We start from the raw sequence: 18118 nt of genomic DNA on the forward strand, positions 1-18118 counted from the left end.
CCGCGGCAGGTCCCCGTCCCGGTCGGGCGACGTGGGAAGGCCGTGGAACGGTGCCGCTCACGCGGGGCCGGGCAGGTTCATCCGTGCGAGCTCGGCCGGGTCGACGACTGCGGTGATGGCGGTGATCCGGCCTTCGGCGACGGTGAACGCGAGGACCGAGAGCGGGGTGCCGTCCTCGTGCCAGGAGAGGACTCCGGGACGGCCGCCCACGAGCACCGCCCGGCCCCGGGCGGCTGCGCCGGCGGCCAGTTGCGCGCCGGTGGCGACCTTGGTGGCGCCGAGGGTGACGAACACGCCGCCGGGGGTGTCGACGGTGAGCCTCACCCCGGGGTCGAGCACGCGCAGCAGCCCCTCGAAGTCGCCGCCGCGGGCCGCCGCCAGGAACGCGTCGACGACCTCGCGCTGTCGCCGGTCCGCGCGGGCCGGCCGCTCGGTCGCCCGGACCTTGCGGCGGGCGCGGCTGGCGAGCATCTTGGTCGCGTCGGTGGACTTGCCGAGGATGCGGCCGATCTCGTCGAACGGCACCGCGAACAGGTCGTGCAGCACGAACGCCAGTCGCTCGCCGGGCCGGAGCGATTCGAGGACGACGAGGAGCGCGAGCCCGACCGAGTCGGCGAGCACCGCGTCGTCGTCCGGGGCGGGGGCGTCGTCGAGCAGCACCACGAGGTCGGCCGGGCGGTCGTCCCAGGACGCCTCGGGGCGGGCCCGGCGCGAGCGCAGGACGTCGAGGCTGATCCGGCCGACCACGGTGGTCAGCCAGCCGGCGAGGTTCTCGATGCTCCCCGCGTCCTGGCGGGAGAGGCGCAGCCAGGCCTCCTGGACCACGTCCTCGGCGTCGGCGTGCGAGCCGAGCATGCGGTGGGCGACCGCGCGCAGCCGGTCACGCTGGGCGTCGAACGCCTGGGCCACCAGGTCCGTCGAACCGGTCCCGACCATGTTGTCACCTTCCCCGAATCCGCTCCGTCATGGGTGATGACGGGCCCGGACGGGTCCGGGTAACCGACGAAGGAGCAGGACCGATGGAAGCACGCCTCAAGGGTGCGATGAACCCCGATCTGATGACCGCGATCCAGCACCTCCACAAGGCGGTGGCCGCAGGGGGCGTCGACCGGCGGCTGCTGTCGCTGGTCCACCTGCGCGCCAGTCAGGTCAACGGCTGCGCGCCGTGCGTCTTCGCCAGCGTCTCGGGGGCGAAGAAGGCCGGCGAGACGGACGAGCGGCTGCACCACGTGGTCGCGTGGCGCGAGACGCCCTTCTTCACCGAGGAGGAGCGGGCCGCGCTCGCGCTGACCGAGGCCGCCACCCGCATCCAGGACGGCGCCCCCGGTGTGACCGACGAGGTCTGGGCGGCCGCCGCCGAGCACTTCACCGCGGAGCAGTTGGGCGCGATCACCCTGGAGATCGCCATGACCAACTTCTTCAACCGGATCAACCACACGATCCGGGAGCAGGCGGGCAGGACCTGGTGAGTCGAGCACGGCCTGCCGGAGACCGCGGACCCGGTCTCCGGCAGGCCGTGCTCGTCGGCCGAGCCGTCCGCGTGCCCGGTGGCCTTCGCGGGCGGGCGGCTCCGCCCGGCCGGTGCGCGGTCCTGAGGGGCGGTGGTGGGGCGGGCGTTCGTGTCAGGGGCGCCGACGGCGGCGGGTGGGCGTCTCGCGGACGGCGGCTGCGACGTGCGCGACGTAGGCGTGCACCGGCTCCGCGGCGGGGGGTGCCGTCCGATCGGTCCAGTGGTGGAAGTACGCCGCGACGTGCGTGACGAGGACCTCCGGCTCGGGCTCCCCGGGCGCAGGGCGATGGTTCGCCGCTCGCCGACGAGATGGACCCGGAGGGGTCGTGCCGACGCGTCGAAGGCGGCCGTGATCTCGTCGGTGAAGTCGGGCTCGGTCAGTTGCTGGAGTTCACCGTCGTCCGCGCACGGCAGCATCAGACCGTCGTCGTCGATCAGCAGGCAGGGGAAGTCCACGGGGCTGACGTGGGCGGCCTGCCGGTGCGGGCGGTTGCGCAGGCGCTGGAGGAAGGCGGGGCGGCGGATCGGCACGACCCGATCCTGCCGCAACGGCCGGTCCCGTTCCCCGCCGGGGGCGAGCGCACCTGACGTGCGGCGTCCCCCGGGTGGGGGTGGGGCTAGGAGGGGGGTGCGGCAAGGGAGTTCCAGCCGTGTTCGAGGAGGTCGAAGGCGCGGACCATGGCGCCGCGGACGTCGTCGTGCGCCTGGGCGGCCCGGGGCGCCTCCAGGGCGAAGTGGGCCAGTGCGGTGCAGAGCGGGTCGTCGGCGGGGCGGCCGCTCTCCTCGGCGATCACCGCGGCGAGCGCGGCGGTGTGGCGCAGCCACATGGCCTGGTGGTAGTCGCGCAGGGCGGGGGTGGAGTTCACCAGGCCGAGGAAGGTGGCGAAGCGGGGGTCACCGTCGGTGGCCGCCCGGCGGTGGCGCAGCGCGTGGTCGCACAGGGCGGCCGGGATCGACCGGCCGGGAGGACGTTCGCGGACGGCCGCCAGCAGTTCGGCCTCCTGGTCCGTCTCCCGGTCGAAGACCAGGGCCTCCTTGGACGGGAAGTGCTTGAACAGCGTGGTGGTGGAGACGTCGGCGGCGTCCGCGATCTCGCGGATGCCGACGTCGTCGTAGCCGCGCTCCAGGAACAGGCGCAGCGCGGCGTCGGCGATGGCCTGGCGGGTGGCGGCCTTCTTGCGCTCGCGCCGCCCGGGCGGTGGTGGCGGCGGCGGGGGCGGGGGAGGAGACGTGGGCGGGGGAGGGGGAGGGGGAGGGGGAGGGGGCGTCGGGGTGGTGGACACGGGGTCAGTCTACCCGTGCGGTTGACCGGATTCAAAAGTTGACTCGTTGCACTTTTGTAGTCGTTGTGATCTTCTGGGGAGCGACCCCACGGAGCGCCGCCGCGCGCCCGTCCGAAGGGAGAACCACCATGACCACCACCGCACCCACCCCCCGCATCGCCGTCATCGGCGCCGGACCGGGCGGCCTGACCTGCGCCCGCATCCTGCAGCGCCACGGCATCGCCGTCACCGTCCACGACCGCGACCACGGCCCCGACGCCCGCGACCAGGGCGGCACGCTCGACCTGCACGAGGACAACGGCCAGATCGCCCTGCGCGAGGCCGGACTGCTCGACGAGTTCTTCCGCCTGTCCCGCCCCGAGGCCCAGGAGATGCGCCAACTCGACGCCACCACAGGGGAGATCGGCTTCCACCACGTCCCCGAGGACGGCGAACGGGTCAAGCCCGAGATCGACCGCGGCCAACTGCGCGACCTGCTCCTCGGCTCGCTCGCACCGGGCACCGTCCGCTGGGGCCGCACCCTGCGATCGGTCGAAGGACCCGCCGCGGGCCCCCGCCGCCTGCACTTCGCCGACGGCACCGTGACCGAGGCCGACCTCGTCATCGGCGCCGACGGCGCCCGGTCCCGGGTCCGCCGTGCCCTCTCCCCGGCCACCCCCCGCTACACCGGCATCAGCTTCCTCGAAGCCTGGTTCCACGACGTCGACCGCCGCCACCCCGACCTCGCCGCACTCGTCGGCCCCGGCAGCGCCGCCGCGGCCGACGGCGAACGCGCCCTGTTCGCCCAGCGCAGCAGCGGCGACCACCTCCGCGTCTACGCCATCCAGCGCGTCCCCGCCGACTGGATCGCCGCCGCCGGCCGCACCGTCCAGGACACCGAAGGCGTCCGCGCCCTCCTCCTGGACCGCTACCGCCACTGGTCGCCGTCCCTGCGCCGACTCCTCACCGACAACGACGGCCGCTACGTCGACCGCCCCATCCACGCCCTCCCCGTCCCGCACACCTGGCGGCACGACCCCGCCGTCACCCTCCTCGGGGACGCCGCCCACCTGATGCCCCCGCTCGGCGTCGGCGTCAACCTCGCCATGCTCGACGCCTGCGAACTCGCCCTCGCCCTCGCCCGCCACGACACCGCCGCCGAAGCCGTCCGCGCCTACGAGGCGGTCATGCTGCCCCGCTCCACCGACATGCAGCGCCTCCTGGACGGGGCCGCCGAAGGACTGCTGTCCGCCGAGCCCCACCAGCAGGAGCACGCGCCGTCCGGCACCCGATGAGGCCCGGTGAATCCCGGGGAACCCGGTGAGCCCCGGGGAACCCGGTGAGCCCCGGAAACCCGGTGAACGAGGTCCGCGGGCCGCGGACCTCAGGCGAACGGCCCCGCGGGGCGGGTCAGCGCCGCCACTCGTGGACGCCCGGGGCGGGCCGGTGGACCTCGCTCGGCCAGGTCCGCCGGACCTGTGCGAGCAGCCTGCGCTGTTCGTCGATCCACCCCGCCCCCAGCGCGAGCGGGAGGAGCACGGAGACGCACGACCTGCCCAGGTCCTCGACGAGGACGGTCGGCGTGCCGTGCACCTCGTCGAACGGCCGGACCCTGATCCCCGGGCTGCCGTCCTCCAGCCAGGCGACCTCCCGGCCGGACGCGAGCACGTCCAGGGCCCGGCCCCACTCGTCCAGGTCGGAGGGGAGCAGCGAGACGGGGAGGCGCCCGGTGACGAAGCTGCTCACGACGAGGACCTCCGCGTCGAGCCGGTCGTGGAGGTGGAGCACGCCCGGCATCCGGCGGCCCAGCACCCGTAGCCGGAAACTGCTGTCGCCGTCCCGGAGGTCGATCAGGTCCGCGCCCGTGCCCGGGTCCGCGCCCGTGCCCGGGTCCGCGCCCGGGGCCCTGCCCGGGTCCGTTTTCCGCACCGTTGGTCGCCCGGCCGCCGTCGGGGAGGAGGAACCGCGGGCCTCGGACCGGCGGCGACCGGCGGGCGGCACCCTCAGCGGGCCCGGGTGGTCGAGTACAGGTGGCTGTCCCGGAACTCCGTCGCCGCCAGCGTGCGGCCGACGATGATGACGGCGGTGCGCAGAACGCCCGCGGCCTTCACCTGGACGGCGATGTCGCCGAGGGTGCCGCGCAGCACCAACTCGTCCGGGCGGCTGGCCATCGCGACCACCGCGGCCGGGCAGTCCGGCCCGTAGTGCGGGAGCAACTCCTCGACCACGCTGTCCACGTAGCGGGCCGCCAGGTGCAGCACCAGCAGCGCGCCGCTCTTGCCGAGCACGGACAGCTCCTCGCCGGGCGGCATCGGCGTCGCCTGCCGGGCCACCCGGGTCAGGATCACCGTCTGGCCGACCGTCGGCACCGTCAACTCCCGCTTCAGCGCCGCCGCGGCCGCCGCGAACGCGGGCACGCCCGGCACCACCTCGTACGGGATGTCCGCCGCGTCCAGCCGACGCATCTGCTCGGCCATCGCCGAGAACACCGACGGGTCGCCGGAGTGCAGCCGGGCCACGTCCAGGCCCTCACCGTGCGCGCGGACGATCTCCGCCAGGATCTGGTCCAGGTCCAGGTTCGCGGTGTCGACCAGCCGGGCGTCCGGCGGGCAGTCCGCCAGCAGCTCCGGCGGCACCAGGCTGCCCGCGTACAGGCACACTCCGCAGCGCGCCAGGGTGCGCTGGCCGCGCACCGTGATCAGATCGGCCGCGCCCGGACCGGCACCGATGAAATAGACCGTCACTTCGCTCCTCCGACAACCTCGGCCGCACCGGACTTCCCGGCGTCCCCGTTCTCGTTCCTGCTCGTGTTCCCGCTGGTGCTCGTGTTCCCGCTGGTGCTGGTGCTGGTGCTGGTGCTGGTGCTGGTGCTGGCGCTCGTGTCGGTGCTGGTGCCGGCGCCCGGGTCCGCGTCGGTGCCCTTGACGACGCTCCACTGGGTCACCGGCATCGCCTGCCGCCACCCCGTGAACCCGCCCACCGGCACCGCGTGCGCGACCGCCAGCTTCACCAACTCGCCGCCGTGGCGCCGGTACCACTGGGTCAACAGCGCCTCCGACTCCAGCGTCACCGTGTTCGCCACCAACCGCCCGCCCGGACCGAGCGCCGCCCAGCACGCCTCCAGCACCCCCGGCACCGTCAGCCCGCCACCCACGAACACCGCGTCCGGACGGCCCAGTTCGGCCACCAGCTCCACCAGCGCCGCCGGTGCCGCGCCCCGGACCACCCGCAGCCGGGGCACGCCGAGCGCGGCCGCGTTGCGGACGATCCGCTCCGCCCGCACCGGGTCGCGCTCCACGCTGACCGCCCGGCAACTGCGGTGCGCCCGCAACCACTCGATGCCGATCGACCCCGAACCACCACCCACGTCCCACAGCAACTCGCCCGGCGCCGGACCGAGCGCCGCCAGCGTCGCCGCCCGGACGTGACGCTTCGTCAACTGGCCGTCCGACTCGAAGAGTTCGTCATGCAGGCCGGGCACCAGCTGCTGCCTCGGGGCGTCCGGCGCAACGGACGGATCCGGGACGCAGTCGACCGCGAGCAGGTTCAGCGGATCCCCCGGCGGCAGTGACCAGCCCTCCGCCACGCCCTCGCGCACCGCCTCCGCCGGACCGCCCAGCTGCTCCAACACCCGCACCCGGCTCGGCCCGTAGCCGCGGGCGGCCAGCAGCTCCGCCACCCGCGCGGGCGTCGACGCGTCCGCGCTGAGCACCAGCAGCCGACGGCCCGGGTACAGCGCCGCGTGCAGCGACTCGACCGGCCGACCGACCAGCGTCACCACTTCGGTCTCCTCCACCGGCCAGCCCAACCGGGCGCACGCCAGCGACACCGAGGACGGATGCGGCAGCACCCGCAGCGCCCCCGCCGGGACGCCGCACTCCAGCAGTGTCCGGCCGATCCCGTGGAACATCGGGTCACCACTGGCCAGCACCGCCAGCCGCCGCCCCGCGAACCGCTCCAGCAGCCCCGGCACCGACGGCCGCAACGGGGACGGCCACGGCACCCGATCCGCCGTCACCTCCTCCGGCAGCAACGCCAACTGCCGCGCCCCGCCGAGCACCGCGTCCGCCGCGAGCAGCGCCTGCCGCGCCGCGCCCGAGAGCCCCGGCCAGCCGTCCGCACCCACCCCGACGACGGTGATCGCAGACACGCGCAACTCCTCACGGCTCGGGGACGGGGCAGCCGCAGCCTACCCGCAGCCGACCGCCGTACCCCCCACGAGCTGCGGAGATCCGCCGTGCGACATTGGCCACACCGGCGCGGGCGGGTGGGACGGGCTGGGCCGGGGCTGCGGCGGCTCGGGGTGGGGCGAGCCGGGCGGGGCGGGCGCGGGTGGTGCGGGGCTCCGGTGGGTGGCGCGTCAGCCGAGGTCGGCGGCGGCGCGGCGCAGGGCGCGTTCGGCGCGCTGGAGGAAGGCGCGGAACTGCTCCTGCTCGGCCTCGGTGAACTCGTCGGCGAGGCACTGCTCGATCTCGGTGGCCCGCTCGTCGGCCAACTCCAGGGCCGCCCGGCCGCGGTCGGTCAGCCGGGTCTCCAGCACGTTGCGGTGCCAGGGGTGCGGCGCCCGCTCCACCAGTCCGCGCTCGGTCAGGTGCTTGAGCAGGACGGCCATCGCCTGCGGGGTGACCTGGCAGGAGCGGGCCAGCGCGGCCCCGCTGATGCCCGGGCTGTCGGCGAGCACGTACAGCGCCGCGTACTGCGGCACGGTCAGTCCCGCGGGATCCACTGCGAGGCGTTTCGCGGCCATCAACTCCAGGTCGGCGCGGTGCAGATCGAGGCCGAGACGGTCAGCGGCGGGCATTCCCATGCGGAGATGCTACAGGGCGGTCGGCTGCAATCAGCCTCGTTGACAGTAATCAACATATTGATGATGATGAACGCCATTGATGTCGGCGGCCGTCGAGCCTCGGTCGCCGAGCGTGAATCCCCTGCTACCGAACGCCACCTTTCGCTGATCGATTTGTCGATCTGTCGATCTCCAATCCCGACAGGAACACCCCATCCGGAGGACCGCACCCCGATGACCGAACTCCCCTTCCTCAGCGCCACCGGCGCGGCAGCCGGATTCGTCGCCGAGACCCGCCCGCGCGCCCACGGCGCCGGCATCGACCCGTACGAGTACGACCGCGTCACCGCGCCGATCGACTCGCTGCTCGACTGGCCCGACGCCTGCCGGGCGGCCGCCCTCGCCCACCGGGCCCGGGCCGAACGGGCCGCCGGGCGGGGCCGGACCCGGACCGCCGGGCACCACCACCGGCTGGCGGCCCGCTGGTTCCACCTTGCCGCCCTGCTGCCGGACCCGGACCGGGAGCGGGCCGCCGCCGTCGCCGCGGAGGCGGACCGTTCGATGGGCGACGCCCTCGTCCTGCTCGAACCCTCGGCCCGGCGGATCTCCGGCGAGGGCTACGCGGGGTGGCTGCGCCTACCGGAGCAGCCGGTGCGGCGGGACGGGGCGGGAGCTCCGCTGGTGGTGCTGGTGCCCGGCATGGACTCCTCCAAGGAGGAGTTCCACCGCCCGGCCGATGCGCTGCTCGACCGCGGCCTCGCGGTCCTGGCCGTCGACGGCCCCGGGCAGGGGGTGCTGGCTGCAGGGTCCGCGCTCGGCCCGGGCCACCGGCACGCCCTCGGCCGAGCCCTGGACCACGTCCTGGGCGAGGAGGAGTCGGGCGGGGCGGTGGTCGACCCGGGGCGGATCGGGGTCGTCGGGCTCAGCCTCGGCGGCTACCTCGCTGCGGACTTCGCCGCGCACGACCCGCGCGTCCGGGCGGCGGCATCGGTCAGCGGGCCGTACCGGCTGGACTGGGACGCGCTGGTCCCGTTCGTCACCGTGACCCTCACCCGTCGCTGCGGCGAGGACGCGGCCGCGGCCCGGGACTTCGTCGAGCGGATCGACCTGGCCGCGCTGGCGCCCCGGTTGCGCCGCCTCCCGCTCCTGCTGGTCGAGGGCGGCCGGGACCGCATCCCCGGCGTCACCAACGCCGAGGCCCTCGTCACGGACCTCCCGCACGTCGACCTCCCGCACGCCGAACTCCTCCGCGTCCCGCACGGCAACCACCTGCTCGGCAACGCCCTGCCGGACTGGCTCCCCGACACCACCGACTGGCTCGCGGACGCCCTGGCCGCTCCCGCGGCCTGAACGCCACCGCCCGGATGAGACCGGGGCGGACGGGTTCCTCCGCACGGGTGACCCGGTGTCCCACCCCCGGCGGACGCGCGGGACCGGCAACGGCTGCGATCTTCGAGGTGTCTCCGCGTGCCGCTCGGGAACGCGGAGGGAGTGCACAACCAGCCTGGGGGAGTAGTGAGTTGAGCATGCGTAAACTGCTGATGGGCGCTGTGGTCGCGACGGTCGTGTCGACGCTCGCGGTGCCGGTCGCCTCGGCCGCGAGTTCGGGCGGTGCGGGTGGTGCGGGCGGCGCCGGCGGTCCGGCCGGTCCCGGGGCGGGCCTGCGCGGTCAGGTCGGGCTCAGCCCGGAGGCCACCACCGTGCCGGAGTTCGGCAACCTGACCCTGACCGTCGACGCCCACGCCGCCGGGCGGCACGGGGCCTCGGGGCGGGCGACCCTGCAGCACGAGTTCTTCAACCCGGACGGGAGCTGGCAGGGCACGGTACGGCTCGACGTCGACGTCGACTGCCTGGCAGTGACAGAGGACGGCGCCACCGCGGCGGTCACCGGAACCGTGCGCGCACTGACCTACGACGTGCCGCCGGGCACGCCCGAACAGCCCCGGCCGTCCGCTGATTGGCACCCGGAGACCGGGTTCAGCTTCCCGCTCGACCGGCCCGCGGCGTCCGGCTCCGGCTCCCATCCCGGCACCGGTTCCCATCCCGGCACCGGTTCCCATCCCGGCACCGGCACCGGCACCGGCGGCGCGACCGGAACGGTCGGGGCACGGGTGGGCTGGTCGGGCGTCCCGAACTTCAACGACCCGGCTGCTCCGCCGGTGGCCGAGAAGTGCGTGGCACCCGCCGCCGACTTCTACGTGGTCTCGGGACGTTACCGGTTGAAGCGGTGAAGCGGTGAAGCGGTGAAGCGGTGAAGCGGTGAAGCGGTGAGGCGAGGGGGGAGCGGCCGGGTGGGGAGAATGCGGGGATGGAGTCGCTGGAGCCACCGCTGCCGCTGCTGTACCTCGACGTCGACGGCCCGCTGATCCCGTTCGGCGGGCCGCCCGGGCGGCAGCCGGAGCACCTGACGGAGCGCCGGATCCGCGAAGTGCTGGGCGCGGAGGCCGCCGGGCACCCGCTGCTGACCAGGATCGACCCCCGGCACGGGGCGCGGATCGCGGCCCTGCCCTGCCGCCCGGTCTGGGCCACCACCTGGCAGCACGAGGCCAACACCTGCGTCGCACCGCTGCTCGGACTGCCGCCCCTGCCGGTGCTGGAGGAGGGCGACGACGCGGACGCCCCGTACGGGGTGCACTGGAAGACGCCCCTGCTGGTGGAGCACGCGGAGGGGACGGCGTTCGCCTGGCTGGACGACGAGATCGGGGCGGCCGACCGCGCATGGGTGGCGGCCCACCACGCCGGGCCCGCGCTGCTGCTCCGGGTCGATCCCCGACTGGGCCTGACGGAGGAGGACTTCACCGTCCTGGAGGAGTGGCTGCGCGGCCCGGCGTGAGCGGGGGAGCACCTCGGACTTCTCCATGCCTCTGTCGAACGCTGTTGGACGGTCCCGACGTTTCAGCGGGCGGGCCGGCCGCTCAGCCGTGGGCTGCGTTGTGAACCGGTTCGAGCTTGCCCGGCCGAGTCGATGTCGCTGGTGCCAGTTACCCTCACGGCAGGCCACAGCGTTCGTGGTGGCGATGACGCGGCGTCCTGACGCCCGAACCCGATGAGGAGAGCGGTGCGCGACTATCTCGCTGAGGTCTTCGCCATGCTGGGCCCTGGCGAACAGCGCTTCGCCAGCCCCGGTGCATGGACCGAGTTGGAAGCCGAGATCGGAGTCGAGTTCCCCGAGGACTACAAGGCGGTCGTCGACGCCTACGCCCCCGTGCAGATCAACGGGCACCTGTATCTCTCGCATCCGGCCACCGAGCGCTGGAACCTCGGGAAGAACATCCGCGAGACCTCCCAAGCCTGGGCCGCGCTCGACTGGGACCAGGAGGACTGGCTGGAGCCGGAGGAGAACATCCGCGCCGTCCTCGACCTGCGAGAAGTACGGTTCGGGGTGAAGGACGGCCTGATCCCGATCACCAGCACCGATCGTGGTGAATACGTCTTTCTCGCCCCGCTGCCCGAGGGCACGGGCCACCGGATCTGCGCCGTGGAACACGACGGGTCCTGGTACGAGTACCGGATGGGTTTCTCCGAGTGGCTCTACCGCTATCTGGTCGGCGAGGACATGGTGGGCCCGAACAGCTCCGCTTTCTATCCGGGCCCGGTGCTGCTCGAACCACTGCCGATGTCACCCGATGACCGCCCCGCACCGGTGTACGGCCCAGAGCGCGGCATGTGACTGACGCGAGTGCTCCGCTGAAACGCTCACTCACAGTGGGCGATGGGCGGAACGGCTTGGTAGCTCCGTCCGTCAAGTAGGCGGTGATGGCGCGGTTCGTTGTGCGAACGCCCTTCTCCGTAGGTGGGCCCGGTCACGGATACGTCTCCTCCTCCCGTTCCCGGGTGCGGGGGGCGATGTGGTGGTTGCCTTCGAGTGGTTGCCGCGCGACGTCGACGACGTCAGCGGGGTGGGCGAACAGCGGCAGCGGCAGAAGCTCGTGCCGCTCCCAACCCGCCTCGGACCAGATGTCGAGGGGCCGTGGGCCCAGCCCTTCCCGTCGTCAGTGGGAGATGGTCGCCGAGCGGGCCAGAGGTGCGGGAGGTGAAGGGGAAGTACAGGTACTCCTGTTCTGACGACATGCGCGGCTCCGTGGTGCTGTCGAAGCAGTGGATCGTCGAGCGGCTCTTCGCCCACCTGTTGACCGTTTCAGAATGGTTTTCGAAAGCGTCGGAGACAGATGATGCTGCAGGCGAGGTCGAGGAGTATCACCCGCGAATCCCGGACCCGCCACGGCGTGCCACGACGCGGACGCCCTGCCCAGCCTGCCGGACATCGACCTCGGCCTGGCCAGGCGTCCGCGGATCGAAGACGATCCGCTGGTTGATGCCGTGGGGACCACACCCGATGTCCTCATCGGTCCGCTAGGCGAGCAGGCCCGCGAGGAACGGGGACATCAGGTCGTACACGACGCCGGGTTGCTCCAGGTGTACGTCGTGGCGGCTGCCGCGCACGCTGGCCGACACAGTCGGGATCCGGCGGCGCATCAGTTCGTCGATCCGGTCGGGCGGAATGAAACTCGACTGCGCCAGGACGAGCAGCGTGGGGCAGGTGACGTCCTCCCACTCGTGCCCGAAGGAGTGCCCGGCGGCATCGGTCACCGATCGGACCATCACGTCCTGGTCGAAGCGGGGCCACCACTGCCCGTCGCGTTCCTCCAGGCCGTCAGCCCAGCCTCTGCCGACCGCTCCGCCGCCGAAGAACTCGATCGCCGCATCGCGCGAGGGGAAGGAGGCCGGCCACGAGTCGAACCACTGCCGGATGGCGACCGGCCATTCGGGATCCGGGTCGCTCACATCCGCTTCGATGACCACCAGGGCACGCACCAGCCCGGGATGCCTCGCAGCGGTCAGGATGGCCGTGTGCCCACCCAGCGACTGCCCCACCAGGACAATGCGTCCCAGGCCCAGTTGGTCCGCCACCGCGACCACGTCCTCGACGTAGGACTCCCGAGAGACATCGGAGGGAAAGCGGTCGCTCGCACCCTGTCCGCGCTGGTCGACCGCCACCACCCGGTACGACGAGCTCAGCGGTCCGGCCAGGGCGTCCCACTCGCCCGCATGGCCGACCAGGCCGTGCAGCATCACCAACGCCGGACCCTCCCCGCCCCAGTCCCGGCAGACCAGCCGCACACCGTCCCGCTCGATCACACGCTCCGTATACGTCACCCCGGGAGCCTAGCGCGAAACGATCTTCCGGCGACATCACTGCGCTGCCACCAACCAGCCACCAGAGGAGGCCGGTCTGAATCCGTGCAGGATGAGCCGAGCTGCGCCCTCGCGTTCGGCGATCCTGGTCGGCAGGGTGTCCGGGGTGCGTGTTGACCTCGTCCCGGATGACCGGTGGGAGCGGGTGGCTCCACTGCCGCCGCACGCTCCCGAACGACGCCACCGACACCTTGGGCGACTGCGCCGTGGACGGTTCGCACGTCCGGGCCCTCGAAGGGGAACCCCGTCGGCCCCTCGCCCGTTGACCACGCCCGTCCCGGTGCCAAACACCATGTGGTCGCGGGCCGTTGTGGCACCCCGCTCGCTGTGACGCCGACCGGGGCTGCGACTTCTCCCGGTACCGGGTCCAGGCCGAGGCAGGCGGCCATCTCCCCGGCACGTCGGCGGATCCTGCCCGAGGCGGTTCCGGTCCGCGAGAGCTTGCAGGATGCGCTGACAGTCCACCGACGACATCCCCGACCTCCGCCACAGCGGCGACACAACACGTCACCGCTGCCGCGAGGCTGCCGAACGTGTCCCCGACCAGCAGAAACGCTCAGACCTTACGTGCGGTCACCAGGGCGAAGGAGACGAACTCCCCGGCGTCTTCGGTGAGCATGTCGATGACGGGCTGGTTCGCGTTCCGCCCGTCCGGCTGGTGTTCGGCGCCTGCCCGGGCCCACAACAGCCAGTCCCGCCAGGCGTCTTGCTGCAGATGCGCGGACGTGACCTCCACCAGCTCGGTGATCTCCCACTGGAAGCGCCACCACTCCGCCGTGTGCCAGGCGATCGCCTCCCAGCCGACCACCTTCTTGATGTGGGGGGGAACGGCCCCGAGCTCCCGGACCTCCCGCGTCATGGCGGGAGTCGCCACGCCCAGCTGTCCGCCAGGACGGAGGAACCGCAGCAGGTAGGGGAGGTAGCTGTCCGCCGTGCCGAAGTACTCGAAAGCGTCCACGCTCACGACGGCGTCGAAGCTCTCCGCTTCGAACGGCAGGGCGTGGGCCTCCGCCCGTACGGCCTCCACCTGGTCGCCGACACCCGCCTCGGCGAAGACGGCCGCCGCGTCCTCGGGGGCGATCCACAAGTCGGCCGCGACGACCTGGACGTCGTACTCGCGGGCCAGGAACACCGATGTGGCGCCCTTGCCCGAACCGAGGTCGAGAACCCGCATCCCCGGGCGCAGATCAAGGTTCTGGGCGAGGTCCTCCAGCAGCCACAACGGGTTCGGACCCATGTCCAGGTCGAGCAGCCAGGCGGGGTCATAACGAGAGGAGCGCGGGTAGCGGTCCGGACGTACGAGATCGTTCAGGGCAGTCACGAACACGGACCCAAGCCGACCGTCCACCCGGGACGCAACCCGTTTTCACCCGAGGTGCTGTCCCGCCGGCCAACTCGGCTGCCACGTAGGCGAATCCTGCGCGGCAGCGGACCGTGACGGCAGCCACCTGCGGCCAGTGTTCCCGGGCGTGCCGGTTCAGGCGCTGGTGCAGGTGGCGCTGCGTCGATTCCGGCGGGTTCTTCGGCACGGGTCCATCCTGCCGGTGCGCGGGGCCCGGTGCACGGACGGGCCCGTCCGCGGGAACGGGTCGGTCCGCGGGGACGGTTCGGTCCGCGGGGACGGGTCCGTTTGCGGGGACTTCAGCGGGGGCGGAAGCCGTCGAAGAGGATGGCGAGGGCGCGGTCGCGCGGGGCGGGATCCCACTGGTGGCGTTCGGCGGCCAGGCACATGGCGGCGAGCAGGGCGAGCGCTTCGGGGAGGTGGAGGTCGGGGCGGAGGCGGCCGTGCTGCCGGGCCCGTTCCAGCAGGGTGCCGAGCGCGGTGCGCAGGGCGGCGGCGGCCCCGGAGACGTCGGAGCTGTCGGTCTTGACGTCGACGCCCGCGTCGGCGAGGGCATCGGCGACGGCGCGCATCCGGCCCGCGTTGTCCACGACGGCGGTGAAGAACTCGAAGAAGGCCGCCCCGGCGTCCGCCGCCTCGGACAACTCGCCTGAAAGCTCGGCGAGTTGGAGCATCCGGGTGGACATGACGGCGGCGAACAGGGCCTCCCTGGTGGGGAAGTGGCGGTAGATGGTGCCGAGCCCGACCCCGGCGGCCTCGGCGACGGCGCGCATCGAGGCGGCGGAACCCTCGCGGGCCAGGACGGCTTCGGCGGCGGAGAGGACGCGTTCGCGGTTGCGGCGGGCGTCCGTGCGCAGTGGGCGGGTCTTCTCGGACATGCTTCCCCCCGGGGTGAACTGACGACTTGTCAAACGGAACAGCTGTTCCGTAGGCTCTGAAGCGGAACGCCTGATCCGGATCGGGATCATACCGGGCCTGCCGCTGCCGAGCGCGCCGGAACCCAGGGCGCCGAGCCCGGAGTGCGGGAGGCGCGGGAGTGCGGGGCCGCCGGAGGGTGGAGGCGCCGGAGTCGGGCGCGGAGTCGGGCGCGGAGTCGGAGGGGGACGCACGGAGATGGAACACGTACGACTGGGCACATCGGGGTTGAAGGTCTCCCGGGCCTGCCTGGGCACCATGAACTTCGGACCGGCGGGCGGGGTGGGCGTCGGCAGTTGCGAGGAGGCCGAGGCGGGGCGGATCGTGCACGCCTTCCTGGACGCCGGACACTGCCTGATCGACACGGCCGACGCCTACACCGGAGGCGAGTCCGAACGCCTCCTCGGCCGGGTGCTGCGCGGCCGCCGCGACGAGGTGGTGCTCGCCACCAAGGCCGCGCTCCCGCAGGGACCGGGCCCCAACGACCGGGGCCTGTCGAGGGCGCACCTGACCCGGGCACTGGAGAACAGCCTGCGGCGGCTCGGCACCGACCACGTCGACCTGTACCAGTGCCACCAGTGGGACCCGGACACCCCGATCGAGGAGACCGTGGCCGTACTGGACGGCTTCGTCCGTGCGGGCAAGGTCCGTTATCTGGGCTGCTCCAACTTCAGCGCCGCCCAAGTGGTCGAGGCGCAGTGGGCCGCGGACCGGACCGGGGGCACCCGGTTCGTCGGGCTCCAGGTGCAGTACTCGCTGCTGGCCCGGGAGTTGGAGGACGAGTTGGGCGAGGTCGCGGCCCGGCACGGGCTCGGCGTGCTGGCCTGGTCGCCGCTAGGCGGGGGCGTGCTCGCCGGACGCTACCGGCCCGGCGCCGCGCCGGAACGGGACTCCCGGATCGGCCGTCTGCTCAACTCGCCTTCCCCGCTGGCCCGTTCGTTCGGCGGCAGGATGCTCACGGACCGCAACCTGGAGATCGCCGGGCGGGTGGTGGAACTCGCGGCGGAACTCGGCGCCACCCCGGCGGCGGTCGCGCTCGCCTGGGTGCGGAACCGCCCGGGCGTCGCCTCGGTGCTGATCGGCCCCCGGACGGTCGGCCAACTCGCCGAGAACCTGGCCGGGTTCACCCTGGAGCTGCCAGCCGAGGCGGTCGCCCGGCTGGACGAGGCGTCCCGGCCCGAGTGACCGGGTGGCCCCGCGTGCGGCCGGCCTCCTCCGGGGGCGGAACGGGCCGACCGCCACCTGCCCCTGCCGACCCTGCTGCCCTGCCCTACCGCTGTCTGCTGCCCCAACGGCCCTGCCGCCCTGCCGCTGTCTGCTGCCCCAACGGCCTGCCGCCCTGCCGCTGTCTGCTGCCCTACCGTGCCCTACCGGCCGCCGAGGCGGCGGTTGCGGGCGGCGCGGGCGGCGAGGCGTTCGGCGTCCGGGAGGTGGGCGAGTTCGGCGAGGGCGGTGGTGACGGCGGCGGCGAGGCGTTCGCGGAGGTCGGCCGGGTCGGCGGTCTCGGGGACGACCAGGTCGACCAGGCCGGTGGCGGTCAGGTCGGTGGCGGTGATGCCCTGGGCGCGGGCGAGTTGGGGCGCGTGCTCGCCGTCGCGGTGGACGATCGCGGACGCCCCCTCCGGTGGCAGCGGGGCCAGCCAGGCGTGTTGGGCCGCCAGCACCCGGTCGGCGGGCAGCAGGGCGAGCGCGCCGCCGCCGCTGCCCTGGCCGAGCAGGACGGCCAGTACCGGGGTGCGGAGCCCGACCAGGGTGGTCAGGCAGTGCGCGATCTCCAGTGCCACGCCGTCGAGTTCGGCCTCGACGGAGAGTTCCGCGCCGGTGGTGTCGACCACGGTGAGCAGTGGCAGCCCGAGTTCCTCGGCGATCTGAGCCTGCCGCCGGACGGCCCGCAGATCGGCCGCGGTGACCGGGAGTTGCGGCTCGTCGGCACCCCGGCGCTGCTGGGCGACGACCATGACCGGCCGTCCGCCGATCAGGGCCAGGCCCCGGACGAGGGCGCTGTCGCCGTCCAGCGGGAGGAACGACTCGGCGGTGTGGTGCAGGAGTTCGAGCGCGGAGAGCCGGTCGGGGCGGCGGCTGAGCAGCACCGACTCCCAAGCGTCCGCGACCGGGAGGCCCGCGACCGGGACGTCCGCAGCCGGGAGGCCCACAGTCGGGTCGCCAGCGACCGGGTCGCCCGCGACCGGGACGCCCGCGGCCGAGCGGGGCAGCGGTGCCCCGGCGGGGGCGGACGGTGCCCCGGCGGGGGCGGACGGGGGAGCGGCGGGCGAGGCCGGGGGAGCGGCGGGGTCGGGGCGGGCGGTGAGGATGCCGAGGGCGCGGGCCAGGAAGGTGCGCAGCCGCTCCGGCGGGACGATCGCGTCCAGCCGCCCGTGGGCGGCGAGCGTCTCGGCCCGCTGGACGGCCGGTGGCAGCGGTTCGCCGCGCAGCTCCTCGTACACCCGGGGGCCGAGGAAGCCGAGCCGGGCGCCGGGTTCGGCCAGCACGAGGTGGCCGAGGGTGCCCCAGGAGGCGAACACCCCGCCCATGGTGGGGTTGCGCAGGTAGGTCAGGTAGGGGAGCCCGGCGCTGCGGTGCGCGTGGACGGCGGCGGTGACCCGCACCATGCACAGGAACGCGGCGGACCCCTCCTGCATCCGGGTGCCGCCGGAGACCGGCAGGGCGAGCAGCGGCAGCCGTTCGGCGGTGGCGCGCTCCACGGCCCGGGTGATCCGTTCCGCGGTGGCCACCCCGATCGAGCCGCCGAGGAAGCCGAACTCGCAGGCGACCAGGGCCACCGGCCGCCCGTCCAGCAGGGCGCATCCGGTCAGCACCGCCTCGTCCAGGCCGGTGCGTTCGCGGGCCCGGGCGAGGGCCGCCCGGTAGCCGGGGTCGGCGTACTCGGTGGTGACCGGCTCGTCCCAGCTGCGGAAGGTGCCGGGGTCGACCAGCAGGTCGAGGAGTTGACGTGCGGTCACCGGGACCTCCGAGGCGGGGCGGGGAAGGGGCGGGGCGCGTCGCCGAGGCTAGCGGGCGGACGGGGGCGTCGGCGGGTGCGCCGCACGGTGGTGAGCAGGATCACCGGCACGCCGTGCGGAGGGGGCGGCGCGGGCACGGCGGGACGT

At 73.9% G+C, this 18118-nt stretch carries 18 protein-coding genes; 8 read left to right on the forward strand and 10 right to left on the reverse strand.

The genetic code is table 11. The annotated features are described in order from the left end of the window. Nucleotides 1–57: 57 nt before the first annotated feature. Nucleotides 58–936, reverse strand: coding sequence for a sigma-70 family RNA polymerase sigma factor (locus tag QSK52_RS02745; RefSeq protein WP_285733043.1), 879 nt, complete (start codon nucleotides 934–936; stop codon nucleotides 58–60). An 83-nt stretch (nucleotides 937–1019) separates the two neighbouring features. Between QSK52_RS02745 and QSK52_RS02750 the strand changes: the two genes are divergently transcribed. Both QSK52_RS02750 and QSK52_RS02755 read left to right on the forward strand, forming a co-directional pair. Beyond that, nucleotides 1020–1469: a carboxymuconolactone decarboxylase family protein gene (locus QSK52_RS02750; RefSeq protein ID WP_285733045.1), complete on the forward strand. Its 450-nt coding sequence runs from the start codon at nucleotides 1020–1022 to the stop codon at nucleotides 1467–1469. A gap of 350 nt (nucleotides 1470–1819) precedes the next feature. Beyond that, nucleotides 1820–2098: a hypothetical protein gene (locus tag QSK52_RS02755; RefSeq protein ID WP_285733047.1), complete on the forward strand. Its 279-nt coding sequence runs from the start codon at nucleotides 1820–1822 to the stop codon at nucleotides 2096–2098. Between the two features lie 29 nt (nucleotides 2099–2127). Here the strand turns inward: QSK52_RS02755 and QSK52_RS02760 are convergent, their stop codons facing one another. Next, a complete protein-coding gene (locus QSK52_RS02760) occupies nucleotides 2128–2664 on the reverse strand; it encodes a TetR/AcrR family transcriptional regulator (protein ID WP_285733443.1) in 537 nt (178 codons plus the stop codon). A 257-nt stretch (nucleotides 2665–2921) separates the two neighbouring features. Between QSK52_RS02760 and QSK52_RS02765 the strand changes: the two genes are divergently transcribed. Beyond that, nucleotides 2922–4067 carry an FAD-dependent oxidoreductase gene (locus QSK52_RS02765; RefSeq protein ID WP_285733049.1) on the forward strand — a complete coding sequence of 382 codons (1146 nt, stop codon included), beginning with the start codon at nucleotides 2922–2924 and terminating at the stop codon, nucleotides 4065–4067. A 115-nt stretch (nucleotides 4068–4182) separates the two neighbouring features. Here QSK52_RS02765 and QSK52_RS02770 read toward each other — a convergent pair whose 3' ends face one another. The 4 genes from QSK52_RS02770 to QSK52_RS02785 form a co-directional block, all read right to left on the reverse strand. Further along, nucleotides 4183–4701 (reverse strand): DUF5959 family protein, encoded by a 519-nt coding sequence (locus QSK52_RS02770; protein ID WP_285733051.1) that lies wholly within the window; start codon nucleotides 4699–4701, stop codon nucleotides 4183–4185. A 74-nt stretch (nucleotides 4702–4775) separates the two neighbouring features. Beyond that, on the reverse strand, nucleotides 4776–5516 hold the full coding sequence (cobM, locus tag QSK52_RS02775; RefSeq protein WP_285733053.1) for a precorrin-4 C(11)-methyltransferase: 741 nt from the start codon (nucleotides 5514–5516) through the stop codon (nucleotides 4776–4778). Then, the gene (cbiE, locus tag QSK52_RS02780) at nucleotides 5513–6913 is read right to left on the reverse strand and encodes a precorrin-6y C5,15-methyltransferase (decarboxylating) subunit CbiE (RefSeq protein ID WP_435053149.1); all 1401 of its coding nucleotides are present in this window, start codon (nucleotides 6911–6913) and stop codon (nucleotides 5513–5515) included. Before cbiE ends, cobM begins: the two co-directional genes overlap by 4 nt. A gap of 219 nt (nucleotides 6914–7132) precedes the next feature. Continuing rightward, complete coding sequence (locus QSK52_RS02785) at nucleotides 7133–7579, reverse strand: MarR family winged helix-turn-helix transcriptional regulator (RefSeq protein WP_285733057.1); 447 nt, start codon at nucleotides 7577–7579, stop codon at nucleotides 7133–7135. A 213-nt stretch (nucleotides 7580–7792) separates the two neighbouring features. Between QSK52_RS02785 and QSK52_RS02790 the strand changes: the two genes are divergently transcribed. From QSK52_RS02790 to QSK52_RS02805, 4 genes are all read left to right on the forward strand, one after another. Then, nucleotides 7793–8908, forward strand: coding sequence for an alpha/beta hydrolase family protein (locus tag QSK52_RS02790; protein ID WP_285733059.1), 1116 nt, complete (start codon nucleotides 7793–7795; stop codon nucleotides 8906–8908). A 170-nt stretch (nucleotides 8909–9078) separates the two neighbouring features. Further along, nucleotides 9079–9789: a hypothetical protein gene (locus tag QSK52_RS02795; protein ID WP_285733061.1), complete on the forward strand. Its 711-nt coding sequence runs from the start codon at nucleotides 9079–9081 to the stop codon at nucleotides 9787–9789. A gap of 77 nt (nucleotides 9790–9866) precedes the next feature. Continuing rightward, nucleotides 9867–10391, forward strand: a complete 525-nt coding sequence (locus QSK52_RS02800; RefSeq protein WP_285733063.1) for an HAD domain-containing protein — start codon at nucleotides 9867–9869, stop codon at nucleotides 10389–10391. Between the two features lie 225 nt (nucleotides 10392–10616). Further along, nucleotides 10617–11228 (forward strand): SMI1/KNR4 family protein, encoded by a 612-nt coding sequence (locus QSK52_RS02805; protein WP_285733066.1) that lies wholly within the window; start codon nucleotides 10617–10619, stop codon nucleotides 11226–11228. Nucleotides 11229–11911: 683 nt separating this feature from the next. On the opposite strand, the gene QSK52_RS02810 is transcribed toward QSK52_RS02805, so the two are convergent. From QSK52_RS02810 to QSK52_RS02825, 3 genes are all read right to left on the reverse strand, one after another. Continuing rightward, nucleotides 11912–12715, reverse strand: a complete 804-nt coding sequence (locus QSK52_RS02810) for an alpha/beta fold hydrolase (RefSeq protein ID WP_285733068.1) — start codon at nucleotides 12713–12715, stop codon at nucleotides 11912–11914. Nucleotides 12716–13310: 595 nt separating this feature from the next. Beyond that, nucleotides 13311–14075 carry an SAM-dependent methyltransferase gene (locus QSK52_RS02820; protein ID WP_435053150.1) on the reverse strand — a complete coding sequence of 255 codons (765 nt, stop codon included), beginning with the start codon at nucleotides 14073–14075 and terminating at the stop codon, nucleotides 13311–13313. A gap of 320 nt (nucleotides 14076–14395) precedes the next feature. After that, nucleotides 14396–14974, reverse strand: coding sequence for a TetR/AcrR family transcriptional regulator (locus QSK52_RS02825; RefSeq protein WP_285733072.1), 579 nt, complete (start codon nucleotides 14972–14974; stop codon nucleotides 14396–14398). Between the two features lie 235 nt (nucleotides 14975–15209). On the opposite strand from QSK52_RS02825, the gene QSK52_RS02830 reads away from it, so the two are divergent. Continuing rightward, entirely contained in the window at nucleotides 15210–16196 is a 987-nt protein-coding gene (locus tag QSK52_RS02830) for an aldo/keto reductase (RefSeq protein WP_285733075.1), read from the forward strand. A gap of 182 nt (nucleotides 16197–16378) precedes the next feature. Here QSK52_RS02830 and QSK52_RS02835 read toward each other — a convergent pair whose 3' ends face one another. After that, nucleotides 16379–17971: a carboxyl transferase domain-containing protein gene (locus QSK52_RS02835; RefSeq protein WP_285733077.1), complete on the reverse strand. Its 1593-nt coding sequence runs from the start codon at nucleotides 17969–17971 to the stop codon at nucleotides 16379–16381. Nucleotides 17972–18118 lie beyond the last annotated feature (147 nt).

Source organism: Kitasatospora phosalacinea (assembly GCF_030268885.1).
GTDB classification, from domain to species: Bacteria; Actinomycetota; Actinomycetes; order Streptomycetales; family Streptomycetaceae; genus Kitasatospora; species Kitasatospora phosalacinea_C.